This is a genomic window from Kribbella sp. NPDC020701, from assembly GCF_055562215.1.
Window position 1 is genome coordinate 92,306 of the sequence record NZ_JBVHFT010000005.1, and the last position, 17,804, is coordinate 110,109.

The following is a 17,804-nucleotide window of genomic DNA, read 5'->3' on the forward strand; positions in this document are numbered from 1 at the left end:
GGGGAGGGGGTGATCGGGTTAGCGTCGCTGGATGGTTGACGCTTCGTTCGGGGTGCCTCGGTTGGCTGCGGTTTATGACGCTCTGGAGGAGGGGCGGGGGGATCTGGAGCATTACGCCGCGATGGTGGCGGAGTTCGGTGCGCGGCAGGTCTTGGATGTGGGCTGCGGGACTGGTCAGCTTGCCTGCCTCCTGGCGCGGCAGGACGTCGAGGTCGTCGGAGTCGATCCCGCGGAGGCGTCGCTGGAGGTTGCTCGAGGCAAGGAATTCGCGGACCGGGTGCGGTGGATCCACGGTGACGCGACGGCCTTGCCGCCGCTGCAGGTCGATCTCGCGGTGATGACAGGGAACGTGGCGCAGGTGTTCCTGACCGATGAGGAGTGGTCGGCGACGGTGGCCGGCGTTCACAAGGCTCTGAAGCCCGGTGGGCGGTTCGTGTTCGAGACGCGGGATCCGGCGCAGCGGGCGTGGGAGGAGTGGGAGGAGTGGACTCGCGAAAACACGCATCAGGTGATGCCGCTCGAGGGCGGCGACACGGTGGAGAACTGGGGCGAGGTGACCAGTGTGGAGTTGCCGTTCGTGTCCTTCCGCGGCACCTACGTCTTCGCGTCCGATGGCGCCGTACTCACCTCCGACTCGACGCTGCGCTTCCGGGAACGGGATGAGGTGGAGCAGTCGCTGGTCGGGTTCGTGGTCGATGAGGTGCGGGACGCACCGGATCGGCCGGGGAAGGAGTTCGTGTTCGTGGCTACGCGGCAGTGAGCAGCGCCGTCAGCGTGTGGTGGGCGGTGCGGGACATGACCGGGTTGGTCTCGACGTAGTACCAGAGGCAGCCGATGGCCTGGGCGAACGACCAGCCCATGCCGCGGCGCCACTCGTCGTCGTCGCTGCCGAGCGCGGCGCGGAACGCCGAGCGGGCGCGCGCGTCCAGGAGGTTCCAGGCCGGCTGGAGATCCATCGCGGGGTCGGAGACGGTGAAGGTGCCCACATCGATGACCCCGGCCAGGCGACCGTCGGCGACGAGCAGGTTGCCCGGCATCAGGTCGCGATGTGTCCAGACGTCCGGCTCGGTGCGTGGGGTGGTGCGCAGGTCGGCCCAGAGCCGGGCGAGCGCGTCCACGTCGATCATGCCGCGACTGCGCTCCAGCCCATCGGCGACGTACTCGTCCTGAGATGTCAGTACGCCGCCCCGCCAGGTGCCGGTGAATACCCGGCCCTCGGTCGGCGCCGCCCGCAACGCGAGTACGAAACGCGCCAGGTCCTCGGCGAATTCGGTCGATCCGGCGACATCCGCGTCGTACGCGATCCTGCCGTCGAGCCAGCTGTAGACGGCCCAGGGCAGCGGGTAACTCTCGCCGGGTTCGCCGATCGCGATCGGTTCCGGCGTCGGGTACGGCGAGATCGCGCGCAGCCGGCGCGCGGCGTCAGCCTCGTCCTCGAGCTCCTTGCGGATGACGACCGGGTCGGCGGGCAGGATCGGGAACCGCCCGACCAGGTCATCGCCGATCCGGAACAGCGCATTGACCGTCCCGTGGGACGGCACCGCGCGGATCGCCGACGAATTCCACTCCGGGAACTGCTGCCGAAGCAGCCCTTCCACTAGGTCGGTCGTCACATCCAGCTGTCCAGCATGCATCGCCACGCCCAGCAGTATCCAGGCGCGCCCCAGCCGGCCGCACACGATTTAGCCCGGCACTGCAAGGCTCAGTGGGTGGCCAAGGGGCGGGCTCGGTCGGTGGCGAGGCGGATGGCGAAGACGGCCAGGGCGGTGCCGGTGAGGTAGCGGTGGATGCGCATCCAGGTCGGGCGGCTGCCGAGGAAGACGGCGATCGACCCGGCGGTGATGACGAAGACCGCGTTCATCGCGACGCCGACCGCGAGCTGGATCAGGCCGAGGATCAGGCTCTGCGTGCCGACGTGACCGCGGCCCGGATCGAGGAACTGCGGGAGCAGCGAGATGTAGAGGATCGCGATCTTCGGGTTCAGCAAGCAGGTGAGCAGGCCCATGCCGAACAGCTTCCGCGGGCCGTCGGGCTCGAGCTCCTGTGTTGCGAAGACCGAGCTCCCGCCGGGGCGCAGCGCGTTCCAGGCGAGCCAGAGCAGGTAGGCGGCACCGGCGAGCTTCAGCGTCAGGTAGATCTCCGGAACCAGCGCGAACAGCGTCGCCAGGCCGACGCTTGCCGCGAGCAGGTAAACGAGGAAGCCGATCCCCACGCCTGCCAGCGAGATCAGCCCGGCCCGGCGACCCTGCGCGATGGATCGCGACACCAGGTAGATCATGTTCGGCCCCGGCACGATCACCAGACCCAGCTCGACCAGCGCGATCCCGAGCATCGCCTCACCACTGACCAGCATTCGTGGTCCCCTTTCCTCGCCCAAGAACCTACAGGCGTCAGACCTGGGCCGCCGGAGTTATCCCCAGGGTGAGATACGTTGCAGGGTGAGGTGACGGTATTCCGGTCGCGGTCTGTCCGGACCCTCGGTTAGCGTGGGGTCCGTACGCCTGACGGTTTGTGAAGGAGACGGTATGAGCGACAAGTCCAGCGAGCCGGCGGACGATCTGCAGAAGAAGTTCCGTGAAGCGCTCGAGAAGAAGAACGCCCATCACAGCGCGCACCCGGGGTCCGGGACGCGCCGGGAGGGTGTCGGCGAGGCGCACAACGACAAGCAGAAGCGCCAGTTCCGGCGCAAGTCCGGCAGCTGAAGTCAGCCACCACTGTCCATCCATCCGCCTGAGCCTCGGGTCACCGCCCGGGGCTCGACCTTTGTACGCCGGGGGAGGCGCTCAGCCCCGGTCGGCTGACAGGGCGGTGAGCAGGTTGGCCAGCCGGCCCAGCTCCGGCTCCCAGCCGAGACCGTGGTTGGCGGCGTCCTCGGCGGTCGCGAAGCCGGTGTGGGTGAGGAGCATGCGGGTGCCGTCCGCGACCTCGGACAGCTCGACCTCGACCCGGGTCGGCTCGTCGTCGGTGCCGTCCCACTTCCAGCTGAACGCCAGCCGGCGCGGCGGCTCGACCTCGAGATAGGTCCCCCGAACCACATGCGGTCCCATCTCGACGACGTAGTCACCGCCGACCCGGACGTCGGCGCTGACCTTCAGCTCCCAGGCCGGGTTCGGGCAGTACCACCGGGTGAGCAGCTCGGCCCGGGTCCAGGCGTCGTACACCTGTCCGATGGCTGCCGCCAGCACCCGTTCGATGCGTACCTCAGTGTCCATGCCCGTCCCCTCGCAAGAGTTCTTCCAACCGGTCCACGGTGCTGTTCCAGTACGACGTGAGGTCGCCGAGCCACTGCTCGACCTCGGAGAACGCCTCCGGCCGGATCGTGCACACCACGGTCCGGCCGACCTTCCGCCGCATCACCAGCCCGGCGTCCACCAGCACGCCGACGTGCTTGGTCATCGCCGGCAGTGTGATCCGGTGCGGCTCGGCGAGCTCGCCCATGGTCGCGTCGCCCCGGCTCAGCCGGCTCACGATGGCCAGCCGAGTCGGGTCCGCGAGCGCCCCGAAGGTCGTCGTCAGCACACGCAATACTTCACCAACTGGTTAAGTCTCTTGTCAAGGCCGGACTTCGAACACCAGGTTGAACGGTGTCTGGGCGACCGTGCGGAAGCGGGTGAAGCCCGCCGCCGTGGTCACGTCCTGGATCCGGGCCGGGCCGGCTTGGGTGCCCAGTGCCAGGCCGACGGGTTGCGAGAGCGAGGCCGGCGTACAGAGCAGCGTGGAGAAGCCGTAGTACGCGCGGCCGACCGGATTGAGGTTGTCCTCGACACGATCGCCGGCCATCGGCTCGACCAGCATCCAGGTGCCGTCCGGCCCCAGCGACTCCCGTACGTGCCGGGCCGCGCCGACCGGGTCACCCATGTCGTGCAGCGCGTCGAACGTCGTCACCAGGTCGTAGCCGGAGCCACTGAAGCCCGTGGACGGTGCGACCTCGAAGCTGACCCGCTCGCCGAGGCCCACCTCCGCCGCCCGCAGCCGGGCGATCTCGATGGACTCCCGGTGGTAGTCGGAGCCGATGAACGTCGACCGCGGGAACGCCTCGGCCATCAGGATCGTGGACGCGCCGTGCCCACAGCCGATGTCGGCCACCGTGGCGCCGCGCTCCAGTTTCGCCACCACGCCGTCGAGCGCGGGCAGCCAACTGGTCAGCAGGTTCGCGTTGTACGACGGCCGGAAGAACCGCTCGCAGCCGACGTGGACGTCGGAGGTGTGTTCGTGCCATCCGATCCCGGCGCCGCTGCGGGCCGCGTCGATCGTCTTCGTGGTGTGCTGCACCGTGCCCAGGGCGATCTGGAAGAAGCCCGGCAGGTACGCCGGACTGCTCGGGTCGGTCAGCGCCACGGTCTGCTCGGGTGGCAGCGTAAAGCGGCCGGAGTCCGGGTCGTACTCGACGAAGCCGCCCGCAGCTTGGGCATTGAGCCACTCCCGGGTGTAGTGCTCGCTGGTGCTGGTCGTTTCGGCCAGTTCACCCGGTGTGAGCGGGCCGAGGTCGGCGAGAGCCTGGTAGTAGCCGAGTCGGTCGCCCATCACGACCAGGGCGGCGTTCAGAGTCGCCCCCACCTCGTCCACGGCCTTGTAGACCAGGCCCATCAACTTGTCGCTGTCGATTGCAACAGTCATTTGCTTGCTCCCCCTTAGGTTGTACGCCGAACCTAGGTACGGCTGCTCGTCCGTCGCATCAGGTGGGGCACCTGGTGCACACTGCGAGACATGCTCATCGGGCGGGAGGCCGAGTGCCGGGTGATCGAGCAGTTGGTCGCGGGGGCGCGGGTCGGTGCCGCCGGAGTACTGCTCGTCACCGGCGAAGCCGGCATCGGTAAGACCGCACTCCTCGACCAGGCCGCTGCTCTGGCCGGCGGACTCCGGGTCCTGCGAGCGCGTGGTACCGAAGCCGAGCAAGAGCTCCCCTTCGGCGCCCTGCTCCAACTGCTGCGCCCCGCACTCGACAGCCTCGACCGCATCCCTGGACCGCAACAGGCAGCACTAGCCTCCGCGCTCGCACTCGGACCGGCCACCCCGTCAGATCGCTTCGCCGTCGGTGCGGCCACACTCAGCCTGATCTGCCGCTACGCCGAAGAGGCGCCCCTCGCAATCGTCGTCGACGACGCGCATCTGCTCGATCGTCCGTCCGCAGAAGCCCTGTTGTTCGCGGCTCGGCGCCTAGTAGCGGATCCGATCGTGTTGCTCATCGCCGCACGGGCTAACGAGCCGCATCCGTTGGCCGATGCGGATCTTCCGACGCTCCAGCTCTCCGGACTGCCGCTGGACGCCGCGCGCCAGATCGTTCGGCACCTCCCGGGTGAGCTGGTCGAACGACTGCACCAGACGTTCGCGGGCAATCCGCTGGCCTTGCTGGAGCTCGCCGACGATCCGGACGAGCTCCACCGCATGCCACCCGACGTTCCGCTCCCGGTCCCCGCACTGCTCGCGGAAGCCTTTACCGCAAGGGCAAACCGGCTGGGCCCGGATGCGCGGACCGCGCTGCTCGTGGCCGCGATCGACGACTGCGGGCTCGGGGCGGTGTCCAGGGCGTGCGAGGTGCTCGGCGTACAGGTCGCAGCGCTCGAGGAAGCCGAGGCGGCCGGACTGGTGGCCATCCGTGAGGGTGAGGTGCAGTTCCGGCATCCACTGGTCCGTTCGGCGATCTATGCGAGTGCCGGGCCGGCTGAACGTCGTACTGTGCACCGGGCGGTGGCTCAGATCACGCCGGACGAGGACAGACGCGCCTGGCACCTGTCCGAGGCGGTGCTGGGCCCGGACGACGACGTTGCCGCCGGACTGGTTGTCGCGGCGGAGCGTGCGGCCGATCGTGGCGCGCACGCCATCGCAGCGACTGCGTACGAGCGCGCCGCTCGCCTCAGCGAAGGACTGCTGGACCGCGCGCTGAGACTGGTCGCGGCCGGCGAGGCGGCCTGGTCTGCCGGACTCGCGGACCGGGCCGACGCTCTGCTCGACGACGCGTTGTCCCTGGACCCGCCGCTCTCGATCCGGATCGGTGCGGAAGAACTCCGCGCTGACATCGAGGTCAAGTGCGGATCACCGGCCCGGGCCCGCGACATCCTGCTGGCGGCCGCCGCGGAGTGTGCGGACCCGGACGTGGCCACCGTGCTGCTCGCCGACGCGGTCGGGGCCTGTTTCCGCCTATGCGACACCGCTGCGGCTCTAGAGGTGGCCCACACCATCGATCGACTGCAGCCCGCTGTCGAACGGCAAGGTCCGCGCATCATCGGCATGCTGGCCAGCGGCGTCGCCAAGGTCCTGGGCGGACAACGCGGTACGGACCAGATCCGTACGGCGGTCGCACTGGCGCCATCGGACGAGCTGGACCGGAACCGCCGCCGACAGGTGTGGATGGTGATCGCCGCCTTGTTCCTGCGGGAGAACGGCGCCGGTCGGGCGCTGTTGCAGCATGCCATGCTGGAGCGACGGGAGGAGGTCGCGCTCGGCACTCTGCCTGGGCTGCTGTTCCTGCTGGCCCGCGACGATGCCACGACCGACCGCTGGGCCGACGCGGCGACGTCGTACGACGAAGGGATCCGGCTGTCCCGGGAGACCGGTCAGACGACCGAACTGGTGATGAATCTGGCCGGACAGGCGTGGCTGTCCGCACACCAGGGGCGTGCGGAGTGTCAGACCCTCGCCACCGAGGCGCTGCGGATCTGCACCGAGCGACAGATTCACCTGGGGACAGTCTGGTCGCTGTTCGCGCTGGGAGACCTTGAGTTGGGTCGTGGCGATCCAGCGCTAGCGCTACCGCACTATGAGCGGCTGGCCGACGTACTGGCCACCAACGGGCTCAAGGACGCGGACCTGTCGCCCGCACCGGAGCTGGTCGAGGTATACCTGCGGCTCGGCCGGTCTGACGAGGCGGAACAAGTGGCCCGGGAGCACGCCGTACTCGCGGAGGCGAAGGGGCAACCATGGTCACTCGCGCGGGCTGCGAGAGCCCGTGGCTTGGTCGAGGAGAGTGAGGCGGACTTCGAGAGCGCACTGGGTTGGCACGCGGAGACTCTCGATGTGTTCGAGCTGGCCCGGACGCGATTGGCGTACGGAGCCTGGCTGCGCCGCGTGCGGCGGCGTGTGGACGCGCGTACGCAGCTTCGGCAGGCGGTCGAGGCCTTTGACGCGTTGGGCGCGGCCGGGTGGGCGGATCAGGCCGCAGCGGAGCTGAAGGCGACCGGGGAGACCGCACGGCGCAGAGTGCCGAGCACTGTGGACGAGCTGACCCCGCAGGAGCGGCAGATCGCGGTCCTACTCGCCGACGGGCAGAGCATCCGGGAGGCTGCGGCCAGGCTCTTCCTCAGCCCGAAGACCGTCGAGTACCACCTCCGCAAGGTCTACGCCAAGCTCGGCATCCACTCGCGGTCTGAACTGGCCGCGCACCTAGGCTGGCGAACATGAGGCAGCCGTTCACCGAAACCAGCGGGATTGCCCGGCATTGGGGCTTCGAGGACCTCGCGGCCAACGGGCCGGTGCAGTACCTGACACTGTTCACCGGCGTCCCGGTCTGGCTCGTCACCGGGTACGCCGAGACCCGCGAGCTGCTCGCCCACCCGGATGTGGTCCGGTCGCCGATGGACGGGCCGCATCGCGACACGGTCGAGGACCAGCTGATCAACCGCACCGAGCGGCACATGCTCGGCGCCAACCCGCCCGACCACACCCGCCTGCGCAAGCTGGTCACGGCAGCCTTCACCCGCCGCCGGATCGAGGCGCTGGAGCCGCGGATCCGCGAGATCGCCGCCGGCCTGCTGGACGAGATGGCCGCCGGGGGAGATCATGCCGACCTGGTGGACGCCTACGCCTACCCGCTTCCGATCACTGTGATCTGTGAGCTGATCGGGATCCCGCCGGTCCGCCGCGAGGACTTCCGCCGGTGGTCATCGGTGTTCGTGAACGCAACCATGCACACCGCCGAGGAGTACGTCGAGGCGACCACGCTGATGCTCGGCTTCGTTCACGACCTGATCGAGGAGAAGCGCACCGCGCCGGCCGACGACCTACTGTCCGGCCTGATCGCGGCGCGTGACGGCGGCGACCGTCTCAGCGAGGACGAGCTCACCTCGATGATCTTCCTGCTGCTGGCCGCCGGTCACGAGACCACGGTCAGCCTGATCGCCAACGGCGTACACGCGCTGTTGCGGCACCCCGACCAGCTCGCGCTGCTGCAGGCCGAGCCGAGTCGGCTCCCGGCCGCCGTCGAGGAGTTGCTGCGGTACGACGGCCCGCTCCAAGCTGCGATCCCCTACATCGCCCAGGCGCCGATCGAGATCGCCGGCGAACGGATCGGGGCCGGCGAGGTGATCGTGTTCGCGCTGCTGCCGGCCAACCGGGACCCGCGCCGGACCGATCGGCCGAACGAGTTGGACATCACCCGGACGGAGAACGCGCACCTCGCCTTCGGGCACGGGATCCACCACTGCCTCGGAGCTCCGCTGGCCCGGCTCGAAGGCCGGATCGCGCTCGGCATGCTGTTCGAGCGCTTCCCCGGCCTCCGGCTGGCCGAGCCGGACCGGGACCCGGATCGGACGCCGGGTCTACTGATGAACGCCATCCGCGAACTGCCCGTACTGCTCTGACCACACCCTGCTGTCCACCCTGAACATCCGATGAACCACGGCTGAATCACAACGGTGGGATTGCGGCGGTTTTGGCAAGAGATGGCATCCTTCTTCAGGTGACGGAGTTGATGGAGGTCTCGCGACACCTGCTGGGCATAGCTATGGCCTCGCACTGGCTGCTGCTCATCCTGTTCGCGGCCGCCGCTGTCGACGCCGTTTTCCCGGTGATCCCGAGCGAGGGCATGGTCGTGACCGCGGGGATGGCCGCTGCCGCCGGACACCAGAACCTGCTGCTGGTGATCGTGGTCGCGATGCTCGGCTCCGTCATCGGCGAGTCCGTGTGCTACTTCATGGGCCGCGGTTCCGGCCCGGCACTGCACCGCTGGATGAAGCGGCAGGAGCGCCGGCAAGCGATGTACGACAAGGTGTCCGCCGCCTTGCACTCCCGCGGCGGGCTGATTCTGATGACGGTCCGCTACATTCCCGGTGCCCGGATGGTCGCGACGCTGACCGCGGGCGCGACCCGGTACTCGTTCAAGAAGTTCATCGTCTTCACCTTCGCGGGCGTGACCGTCGCCTACACGTACGTCGCGCTGCTCGGTTACGTCGGCGGTGATGCGTTCGCGCACGACTCGCTGAAGGCGCTCGCGTTCAGCCTGAGCCTGGCGGCGGTGATCGGCCTGGTGGTCGAGACGTCCCGCCGGATCGCCGTGAAGCGCCGGGCTGCCAAGATCACAGCCGCGTAACGATCCACCCCCGGGTTTCCGCCCGGCTGCGTGTCCCGAACCGCCCTGAGAGAGCCCTCATGCGTCAGTAGGGACGTGGTGAGGCCTGGGGTGAACCTCGTGGGCGTCGCGCTCGTGGTGGCGGCGCTGCTCGCCGGGTGCGCCGACGTACCCCTCGAAGCAGCTTCCAGCCCGAGCACCAAGCCGACCAAATCCGCGTCACACCGCCCCACCCCGAGTCCAACTCCAATACCAATTCCCACTCCCACGGCGAAGCTTCTCTCCGCGGCTCCGGTGACCCGTGCGTTCCCGGGTCGGTTGCCGAGTGGCAAGCCACCGCTGTTCGTCGTCGTCTCGTTCGACGGCGCCGGTGATCTCGCTCTCTGGGCCCGCTGGCGCGCCGTGGCTCGGCAGGTCAACGCGCGGATGACGTTCTTCCTCTCCGGCCCGTACCTGTACCCGGGCGACCATCGCACCGACTACAAACCGCCGTTCCACCAGCCCGGAGCCTCCGACGTCGGCTGGGGTGATGCGAGCAACGTGCTCGGGCGTACGACGGTGCTCCGGCAGGCGATCGCCGAGGGGCACGAGATCGGCACCCATGCGAACGGGCACTTCTGCGGTACGACCGGCATCGGCCGGTGGACAACGGCGCAGTGGACCGCCGAGCTGAGCGCGTTCGACCGGATGGTGCGGACCGGGCCGACCTTGGCTGCCGGCAAGACGGTCGCGCCGCCGTTCGACCCAGCGACGGTCAAGGGGCTGCGGACGCCGTGTCTCGAGGGCAACCGACCGGCGTACCGGCAGGCCATGGTCCAGCGCGGCATGCTGTACGACGCCTCCGAGCCCGGCTACATCGCCTGGCCGAAGAAGGTCGACGGCCTGTGGAACTTCCCGCTGCAGTCGGTCATTCTCGCGGGATCCGGCAAGAAGACGCTGACGATGGACTACAACCTGTGGTTCAGCCAGACCGGCGCGAAGACCGCGCCGGTCGCCCAAGTGCCCGCGCTGAAGGCGCAGGTACTCGCGACGTACCGCCAGGCGCTCGCCAAGTCCCGGGCCAGTGGCAACCCGCCGCTGTTCCTCGGCAACCACTTCAACCGGTGGAACAACAGCGTCTACTCCGACGCCCTGACCACCTTCGTCGAAGAAACCTGCAAGCAACCCGACGTCCGCTGCGTGAGCAACATGGAGCTCGTCAGCTGGCTCGCGAAGTACGGCGTACCGACCGGGCGGAACCAGCCCGCCTAGAGGCGCAGGTACCCGTACGCGCTCTGCCAGGTGCCGCCGTCCTTGATCCGCCCGACGACGAGCCGCTGCAGCCTGGTGTCCTGCGGAAGCTCGTCCAGGTGGTCGGTGCCGTGGGTGCGGAAGGTGAAGAAGATGGCGCCGTCCTGGCTTTCGGTCGGCGTCCCGTACGGCGTGAAGCGGCGGCCGAACCGGACCATGTTCGAGTCCTGCGGGAGGTTGTCGAGCAGGTAGGGATCGATCAGCCAGGACCACAGGTTCGCGGTCTTCACCGGATACTCGGGGAAGTACCGCGGGAAGAACTCGCGGGCCTGCGCGAAGCTGTCGTCCACCGCCTCAGGCGTCAGCGGGCCGGTCTCCGGGATGTGGACGCCGATGATCCACTCACCGGGCTCGGTCCCCGGCACCGGCTTGTCCGCCGGGACCTGGTGCAGCAGGAACTGCAGCCGGCCGAGTGCGTAGATGTGCCCTGTCCAGGCGATCGTCAGCCACCAGTGCGTCTCCAGGCTGTACTCGCCGTGCGTCCGGCGACTCACCTTCAGCTGCTGCCCGAGATCCGCCAGGCTGGCCCAGCTGATCTCGTCCGGGATCCCGCGCTCGGTGTGGAACCGGCGGATGTCCGGCACGGTGTCGAGGAACGCCTGCACCGAGTTGCGCCCGTCCTCCGGCATCCGCAGCTGCGGCTCACGGCCGAGCTTCCCGATCTCGGCCCGGATCTGGACGGCCAGGTCCTTCACGATCGCCTGATCGGGGGTGAATGCCTCCGCCGCCTCCCGGTCGGCGTCGGCGAAGCCCAGCAGGCGGTACTCGTCAGCAGTTGTCACTCGCCAACCGTAACCGATCGGGCGGAAGCCAGAGACTTACGATCTACACCGTGGGCTACCAGCGCTTTGCACCGCCGGAGCACCTGCGCGACCTGGTCGAGCACCTGTGGCTCGTCGAGTCTCCGCCGCTGCGGTCGCTCCGGCAGGAGATCCTCATCCCGAACGGCCGTCCCGGGCTCGCCATCGCCCTCGCGGACCCCGGGACCCGGCACGATCCGGTCACGCGAACCGAGTGGCCGAACGCCGCCTCGGTGTTCGGGATCATGACCCGGCCGCAGGTGATCGGCCAGGTCGGTGCGTCGAGTTACGTGGGCGTCGAGTTCACACCCTGGGCGATCGCGGCACTCGGCCTGTCCGACCTGCTCGTGGACGAGGTGCTGCAGTTCTCCGACTGGGTCGGCGAGGGTACGACGGCCGCACTGGTGGACGAGCTTCGCGCGGCACCGTTCGGCCGGTCCCGGGCCGATCGGCTGGCCGCCTTCCTGTCGCCGCGGCTCGACCCGGACCGGCCGGTCCCGGTCGTCGCGGTCGCGGTGCGCGTGATCGACGAGGCGCGGGGTCGTACGACGGTCGCCGACGTCGCGCGGCGGAGCGGGACGTCGTACAGCACGCTCTACCGGGTGTTCCGGCAGAACCTGGGGATCGGGCCGAAGCAGTACGCCGAGATCGTCCGGTACTACCTCTTCGTCGGCGGGCTGCTGGGTGGTCCCGCGGACGCTCAGGCGACGTTGTCCGCGTTGTACGGGTACTACGACCAGGCGCACGCGGCCCGCGACTTCAAGCGGTACACCGGCGTCAGCGCGACGTCCTTCCTCGCCTTGCAGGACGGGATCGCCGCGCTGATGCATGGAAGATCCGTCCAAGACGACGCGCCCGCCGACGGGTGAGGATCGGTCCCATGGGACGAATCATTCATGTCGAAATCGTTGCCGCCGACCACGATCGCGCGGCGGAGTTCTACAGCAAGGTCTTCGGCTGGCAGGTGACTCCGGCGCCGGTGCCGGAGGGCTACCTGCTCGCCGAGACCGGTGCCGGCGAAGGGATCGACGGCGCGATCATGAGCAGCCGATATCAGGAACAGCCCACGATCGCGTGGATCGAGGTCGACGACATCGAGGCGACGCTGGACGCCGCACGCGGAGCGGGCGGGACGCAGGTCGGGGAGGTGCAGGAGCTGCCGGGGATCGGGCGGCTCTGCTACGCGCGCGACACCGAGGGCGTGCTGATCGGATTGCGTCAGCGTTCCTCGGCCAGGCCGAGGTAGAGGATCGTGGGGTCGGACGGGTTGAAGGCGAGCGACGGGATGCCGTCGTTGCGGTTGTGGTTCTTGCTGAGCTCGCCGGTGGACGGACGGAAGCGGTAGAGGTCGGCGCCGAAGTTCGCGAACGACGTGCCGTAGCTGAAATACAGCAGATCCGGGTCGGCCGGGCTGGCCCACATCCGGTTGCCGTTGATCAGGTCGGCGCGACTCTGGTCCAGCACCTCGCGGAACTTCAGCCCGCCGTCGCTCGACTCCCAGATGAACCGGGTCGACCGATCCCGGTCGTACCCCTCCACCCAGACCTTCGACGGGTCGGCCGGCGAGATCGCCAGGCTGAACGCGTTCACCCGTTCGATCGGCCGTGATCGGGTCCACGTACGGCCGCCGTCGTACGTCACGTAGACGCCGTCCGACATCACGCCGATGACGATGTGGTCCGGGTTCCGCGGGTCCACGACAGCGTCGTACACGAAGAGATCACGAGCCGCCGGTACGCCGCTGCGCTGCCAGCTCACACCGTCGTCGGTCGAGTCGTACACCTGGCTGTCGCCCGCGACGACCCGCAGCCGGCCGGGGCGAGCAGCGAGCGCGGCGAGACCGCCGCCGGCGACCGGTCCCTGGACGGTGGTGACGCGGCTTCCCCTGACCCGGTGGATCGGCTGGTCGTTCACGGAGTAGATGTACGCCGTGTCTCCCGGACCCGGCTCCACGTCGTACGTACTCAGATCGTCGGGTGCCTTGTCGAGCAGTTGCCAACTGCAGCCCGCGTCACTGGAGCGCTGGATCGACTGCCGGCCGATCGTGATCAGCGTGTTCGGCTCCTCGAGCGCGGCGACCTTCGCGTAGGTGACCGGCCGGAGCGTGCCGGTCGTCGGTGCGAGCGTCGCACCGTCGGTCTCGGTGATCGTCACCGAGCCATCGCCGTACACGGTGTCGCAGTGTGGCTGGTTCCAGAACCAGCCCGGACTCGACGCGCGGGCGGGTGTGGGGACGAGCGCGAGTAGGACGGCGGCGGTGGCACCGAGGGCGGCGAGGCGGCGTGAGGTCATGACCCAAGATCTACGGGCCGATCATGCATGTCTGCCAGCACTTGCGCTGGCAGACAACCGCCATGACGTACTGTGGCCAACCCGACGGGGGGCCAACCGGGAGGGGTCAGCCGGCCGCGGTGTCGATGTGCCGGGCCAGGATGAGGTCGTCCTCGGTGACGCCGCCGGCCTCGTGGCTGCTCACCCGGAAGGTGATCGTGGTGTAGCGGATGTCGATGTCCGGGTGGTGGTTCATCGACTCGGCCAACTGGGCCACCGTGGCGACCAGTCGGATGCCGTCCAGGAAGGTGGCCGCCTTGACGCTGCGGACCAGCTCGCTCTCCACGACCTTCCACTCCGGCAGGTGGTCACGGATCGCAAGATCGATCTGGTCGTCGGTCAGCAGCTCAGCCATGGGGGTCACTCTAGACCCCAACCTGATCGGGGTGCCGCCGCACTCGGCCGGCGGCGAGTAGTCCGACGAGGGCGAGGGCGGCGCCGGTGGTGATGATCGATCCGAAGACCCACGGTTGCGGGTCGGATGCGTTCAGGGCGAGCAGGGTCCCGCTCACGGCCAGAGCGGTCGCGATGCTCATGGTGGCGGCCATCTGGCCGGCGCTGCTGTTGCGGCCGGAGTTGTTGTGGTCGGACAGATCGAGGGTCAGCACCGACAGGCTCGACGAGCTCAGACCCATCCCGATGCCGGCGAACGACCAGCCGATCAACCCGAACCACGTCGTCGCATCCGTCCACGCGAGCAGCGAGGTGATCACCAGACCACCGGTCATGAACGCGAGCCCGGCCCGCAGTACGTTGACGCGCTCGATCCCGTGATCCCGTCCCTGCAGCCACGACCCGAGCGCCCAACTCACGCCGGTGATCGACAACGTCACACCGGCCCGCGACGCACTGAAGTGATGCTGCAAGGTCAGCAACAGCGGCAGGTACGCGCCCACCCCACCGAACGCCGCGCCACCGAGCGCGCGGACGGCGACCACGGCCGGGAAGCCGCGACGCGCCACGAACATCCCCTTCGGCATGACTCGTACGGCGGCCAGCCCGAGGATCACCACCGCCACGGGAATCGCGATGCCGGCGAGCACCCGATGGGCCTCGAGCCGATCACCGGCCAGCGTCATCGAGAACAGCGCGACCGACGCCGCGAACGCCCAGGGCAGCGCGGCACGCCAGGCCTCCAGTTCAGCTGCATCCTCGGCACTCCGCTCGGGCGCCGGAGTGTTGAGCGACTGACGCATCGCCGGGCCGAGCAGCATCCAGCTCGGCACCAGCAGGACGACAGCACCAAGGAACACCCAGCGCCAGCCGAACTGCTCCGTCACCACACCGGTCAGCACCGGACCGAGCACCGACGGCAGGATCCACATCGCGGCGAACAACGAGAACATCCGCGGCCGCAGTACGGCGGGGAGTGCGCGGGCGACAAGCACCATCAGCGAGACGTCGAGCAGGCCTTCCGCGAAGCCGCTGAGCAGTCGACCGGCGACGACCATCGGCATCGCCGTCGCGGTCCCGACCAGCAACTGGGCAAGGGCGAACGCGATCGCGCCCGCGCGCAGGGTCGGGATCGGTCCGCGCCGATCGGACCACAGGCCGGCGATCGCGAGCGAGATGAGGTAGCTCGCGCTCGGCGCCGCGTTGGCCAGACCGAAGCTGCCCAGCGCATCGAACTCGCGCACCATCGTCGGCAGCGCCGTACCAACCGCTCTGTTCTCGAACGCGCCGAGGGTGACGAGGCCGATCACGCCGAGCACGAGCGGCAGATGCGGCCCGCTGAACAGCCGTTGGCGAGGGGCGTCGACAGGCGTGGTGGAAGTCATGCCCGCTATCGTCGAAGTTCAAGTTGGGTTGAAGTCAAGACGGTCTGTGGTCGGGGAGGCGGAAGACGAGGACCAGGACGCGGAGGACCAGGACCGCAGAGATCACCAGCAGGTTGTAGCCGAACAGCTGGAAGAGGCTCATCGACTCGGTGACGCTGGGGCCACCCGGCGTACCGAGTAGCAGCACGGCCATGATGCCCGCGGTCGCGCCGAGAACCGCCAGCAGTGCCTGGTGCAGCAGGCCGGTGAAGTGCCGGCGGTCGCGTTCGTCCGCGAACAGCCGGACGTTCAGTCCGAGCCGCCCGCTCTCCGCCGCGGCCGCGATCCGGTCGATCCGCCGCGGCAGCCGGCGCAGCATCGGCAACAACGTCACCAGTTCCTCGGTCGCCGTACGGCGGATGGCGTCGGGAGCGAGGCGGTCGGTGACATGGGCCGCGGCGAACTGGCGGGACGCCGCGACCAGATCGAAGCCGGGGGAGATCCCCGAGATCGTGCCCTCGATCGTCGCCAGCGCGCGGAACACCGCGGCCACTTCCGGCGGTACGCCGAGATCGTGCGACGTGATGATCGTGAACAGGTCGTTGAACATCGCCGGCCCGAGCGTCACGCCCGCGGCGAGGTGCCGGGTCATGAACTGGCCGACGGAACGCTCGAGGGCGCGCTCGTCGATGACGTCGGGACGGTAGACGATCTCCAACAGGGCGTCGGTCGCGGCGACCGGATCGCCGTGGTCGATGGCGAGCAGGAAGCGCTGCAGCGCCTCGCGGGTGGCCGGGTCGAGCCGGCCGACCGAGCCGAGGTCGAGCATGCCGATCCGGCCGTCGGCCAGCAGGAGGAAGTTGCCAGGGTGCGGGTCGGCGTGGAAGACGCCGTCGATCGCGACCTGACCAAGCAGGCAGTCGAACAGCGCGCGGCCGAGGCGGGCGGCGTCGAGGCCGCGCTCGGCGATCGCCTGGGCCGCGTTACCCAGGCCGATACCGTCCAGTCGCTGCATGGTCAGCACTCGGCGGGTGGACTGCTCCGGGTACAGCTCGGGCACCACCAGGTCATTGCTGGCGGCAACGGATCGGCCGGCCGCGACCGCGGTCATGTTGCCGGCCTCGACGGTGAAGTCGAGCTCCTCGCGGATCGCGTCGGCGAACCCGCCGGCCAGCGAGCGGACGCCCATCGAGCGGCCCCAGTCGGTGTTCCGTTCGAGCAGGCGGGCGAGCCGGGAGACGATGTCCAGGTCGCGTTCGACGACGGTCGCGATGCCGGGACGCTGGACCTTCACCACGACGCGCGGACCGTGGGGCAGGCGGGCGGTGTAGACCTGCGCGACACTCGCGGAGGCGAGCGGCTCGGTGTCGAAGTCGGCGTACAGGTGGTGTGGGGATGCACCGAGCTCCTCGGTGAGGACCTGCTCGATGCCGGGCCAGGGAGCGGGGGAGACCTGGTCCTGCAGGCGGCTGAGCTCGGTGGCGACCGAGGCGGGGATGATGTCGCCGCGGGTGGACAGGACCTGGCCGAGCTTGACGAACGTCACGCCGGCCTCGTCGAGGGCGAGCCGGAGCGAGCGGGCCAGCTCGGCCTGGCCGGCGGCGTTCTCCCGGCCGGGGCGACGGCGGCCGCGCAGGTACGGGCCGAGGCCGTGCCGGATCGCGATCCGGAGGATCTGCAGGTACCGCTGCGTGCGCGCGATCCGGCCGCTCAGGTCCCGCCGCAGATCCCGGGCCCGGGGCAACGACCCGGTCGGCACCAGGCCTCGGACAGCACCAGGAAGACGAGCCCGGCCAGCATCGAGCAGACCGCCGTCAACGCCAGAAACGCGACCGCGGCGGCATTGGAGCCCTCGAAGGGCAGCTTGCCGACCAGTGCGTTGGCGATCGGACTGAACACCGTGAGCGTCAGCGCGGCCCCCAGCGCCAGCCGCACCAGCCCGAACCGCACCCCGAGCAACCGCTGCGAGAACGGCACGAAGATCGTCATGAAGACGGCGATACTGAACAACCCGGCAACAACGATGTCCATGCCGCGAACCCTAGGCCCCAAGAGCCCGCCCAAGCCTCCCCCACCCGAGTGACCACCCCCGGACCCCACCCCTCGCACAACCCTCCACCCCCGGACCCCACCCCTCGCACAACCCTCCACTCCCGGACCCCACCCCTTCGCACAACCCTCCACTCCCGGACCCCACCCCTTCGCACAACCCTCCACCTCAGGGGTTAACCCCCGAGGTGGAGGGTTGCCCCCTCAGATTCTCAGTGGGCAACCCTCCAGGTGGGGGGTTAACCCCTGAGTTGGAGGGTTGTGCCGGGAGAGGGAGGGGAGGGGGTGGGGTGG

General features: G+C 69.3%; 19 protein-coding genes. 8 read left to right on the plus strand and 11 right to left on the minus strand.

The window, feature by feature from the left end; genetic code table 11:
- Positions 1-31 precede the first annotated feature (31 nt).
- Positions 32-760 (plus strand): class I SAM-dependent methyltransferase, encoded by a 729-nt coding sequence (locus ACZ3HV_RS13500; protein ID WP_465684043.1) that lies wholly within the window; start codon positions 32-34, stop codon positions 758-760.
- On the opposite strand, the gene ACZ3HV_RS13505 is transcribed toward ACZ3HV_RS13500, so the two are convergent.
- Together ACZ3HV_RS13505 and ACZ3HV_RS13510 are read right to left on the minus strand one after the other, a co-directional pair.
- Complete coding sequence (locus ACZ3HV_RS13505; RefSeq protein WP_465684758.1) at positions 747-1,634, minus strand: aminoglycoside phosphotransferase family protein; 888 nt, start codon at positions 1,632-1,634, stop codon at positions 747-749. The two genes, ACZ3HV_RS13500 and ACZ3HV_RS13505, sit on opposite strands and share 14 nt — an antisense overlap.
- 68 nt (positions 1,635-1,702) lie before the next feature.
- Positions 1,703-2,353 carry a LysE family translocator gene (locus ACZ3HV_RS13510; protein ID WP_465684045.1) on the minus strand — a complete coding sequence of 217 codons (651 nt, stop codon included), beginning with the start codon at positions 2,351-2,353 and terminating at the stop codon, positions 1,703-1,705.
- 172 nt (positions 2,354-2,525) lie between these two features.
- Between ACZ3HV_RS13510 and ACZ3HV_RS13515 the strand changes: the two genes are divergently transcribed.
- Positions 2,526-2,702 (plus strand): DUF5302 domain-containing protein, encoded by a 177-nt coding sequence (locus tag ACZ3HV_RS13515; protein WP_360362805.1) that lies wholly within the window; start codon positions 2,526-2,528, stop codon positions 2,700-2,702.
- An 81-nt stretch (positions 2,703-2,783) separates the two neighbouring features.
- On the opposite strand, the gene ACZ3HV_RS13520 is transcribed toward ACZ3HV_RS13515, so the two are convergent.
- From ACZ3HV_RS13520 to ACZ3HV_RS13530, 3 genes are read right to left on the minus strand one after another with little or no spacing between them, the layout of a single operon-like run.
- Positions 2,784-3,212 carry an SRPBCC family protein gene (locus tag ACZ3HV_RS13520; RefSeq protein ID WP_465684047.1) on the minus strand — a complete coding sequence of 143 codons (429 nt, stop codon included), beginning with the start codon at positions 3,210-3,212 and terminating at the stop codon, positions 2,784-2,786.
- Positions 3,202-3,519 carry an ArsR/SmtB family transcription factor gene (locus ACZ3HV_RS13525; protein ID WP_465684049.1) on the minus strand — a complete coding sequence of 106 codons (318 nt, stop codon included), beginning with the start codon at positions 3,517-3,519 and terminating at the stop codon, positions 3,202-3,204. Before ACZ3HV_RS13525 ends, ACZ3HV_RS13520 begins: the two co-directional genes overlap by 11 nt.
- 33 nt (positions 3,520-3,552) lie before the next feature.
- Positions 3,553-4,617: a class I SAM-dependent methyltransferase gene (locus ACZ3HV_RS13530; RefSeq protein WP_465684051.1), complete on the minus strand. Its 1,065-nt coding sequence runs from the start codon at positions 4,615-4,617 to the stop codon at positions 3,553-3,555.
- A gap of 90 nt (positions 4,618-4,707) precedes the next feature.
- Here ACZ3HV_RS13530 and ACZ3HV_RS13535 point away from each other — a divergent pair, with 90 nt between their 5' ends.
- From ACZ3HV_RS13535 to ACZ3HV_RS13550, 4 genes are all read left to right on the plus strand, one after another.
- Positions 4,708-7,398: a helix-turn-helix transcriptional regulator gene (locus ACZ3HV_RS13535; RefSeq protein ID WP_465684053.1), complete on the plus strand. Its 2,691-nt coding sequence runs from the start codon at positions 4,708-4,710 to the stop codon at positions 7,396-7,398.
- Positions 7,395-8,576: a cytochrome P450 family protein gene (locus ACZ3HV_RS13540; protein ID WP_465684055.1), complete on the plus strand. Its 1,182-nt coding sequence runs from the start codon at positions 7,395-7,397 to the stop codon at positions 8,574-8,576. The genes ACZ3HV_RS13535 and ACZ3HV_RS13540 overlap by 4 nt, the downstream gene beginning before the upstream one ends.
- A gap of 98 nt (positions 8,577-8,674) precedes the next feature.
- Positions 8,675-9,304: a DedA family protein gene (locus ACZ3HV_RS13545; protein ID WP_360362816.1), complete on the plus strand. Its 630-nt coding sequence runs from the start codon at positions 8,675-8,677 to the stop codon at positions 9,302-9,304.
- A gap of 90 nt (positions 9,305-9,394) precedes the next feature.
- The gene (locus ACZ3HV_RS13550; RefSeq protein ID WP_465684057.1) at positions 9,395-10,534 is read left to right on the plus strand and encodes a polysaccharide deacetylase family protein; all 1,140 of its coding nucleotides are present in this window, start codon (positions 9,395-9,397) and stop codon (positions 10,532-10,534) included.
- Here ACZ3HV_RS13550 and ACZ3HV_RS13555 read toward each other — a convergent pair.
- Positions 10,531-11,355, minus strand: a complete 825-nt coding sequence (locus ACZ3HV_RS13555; protein WP_465684059.1) for an acyltransferase domain-containing protein — start codon at positions 11,353-11,355, stop codon at positions 10,531-10,533. The two genes, ACZ3HV_RS13550 and ACZ3HV_RS13555, sit on opposite strands and share 4 nt — an antisense overlap.
- A 50-nt stretch (positions 11,356-11,405) precedes the next feature.
- On the opposite strand from ACZ3HV_RS13555, the gene ACZ3HV_RS13560 reads away from it, so the two are divergent.
- Positions 11,406-12,242, plus strand: coding sequence for a helix-turn-helix domain-containing protein (locus ACZ3HV_RS13560; RefSeq protein WP_465684061.1), 837 nt, complete (start codon positions 11,406-11,408; stop codon positions 12,240-12,242).
- Between the two features lie 11 nt (positions 12,243-12,253).
- Positions 12,254-12,619 (plus strand): VOC family protein, encoded by a 366-nt coding sequence (locus ACZ3HV_RS13565; protein WP_465684063.1) that lies wholly within the window; start codon positions 12,254-12,256, stop codon positions 12,617-12,619.
- Here ACZ3HV_RS13565 and ACZ3HV_RS13570 read toward each other — a convergent pair.
- The 5 genes from ACZ3HV_RS13570 to ACZ3HV_RS13590 all read right to left on the minus strand — a co-directional run bounded on the left by ACZ3HV_RS13570 (position 12,592) and on the right by ACZ3HV_RS13590 (position 17,492).
- A complete protein-coding gene (locus ACZ3HV_RS13570) occupies positions 12,592-13,665 on the minus strand; it encodes a sialidase family protein (RefSeq protein WP_465684065.1) in 1,074 nt (357 codons plus the stop codon). The genes ACZ3HV_RS13565 and ACZ3HV_RS13570 overlap by 28 nt on opposite strands.
- A gap of 106 nt (positions 13,666-13,771) precedes the next feature.
- Positions 13,772-14,059, minus strand: a complete 288-nt coding sequence (locus tag ACZ3HV_RS13575) for a 4a-hydroxytetrahydrobiopterin dehydratase (protein ID WP_360362824.1) — start codon at positions 14,057-14,059, stop codon at positions 13,772-13,774.
- Between the two features lie 10 nt (positions 14,060-14,069).
- Entirely contained in the window at positions 14,070-15,482 is a 1,413-nt protein-coding gene (locus ACZ3HV_RS13580; protein ID WP_465684067.1) for an MFS transporter, read from the minus strand.
- A gap of 34 nt (positions 15,483-15,516) precedes the next feature.
- Positions 15,517-17,220, minus strand: coding sequence for an ABC1 kinase family protein (locus ACZ3HV_RS13585; protein ID WP_465684069.1), 1,704 nt, complete (start codon positions 17,218-17,220; stop codon positions 15,517-15,519).
- Complete coding sequence (locus tag ACZ3HV_RS13590; RefSeq protein WP_465684071.1) at positions 17,172-17,492, minus strand: hypothetical protein; 321 nt, start codon at positions 17,490-17,492, stop codon at positions 17,172-17,174. Before ACZ3HV_RS13590 ends, ACZ3HV_RS13585 begins: the two co-directional genes overlap by 49 nt.
- Between the last annotated feature and the right edge of the window lie 312 nt (positions 17,493-17,804).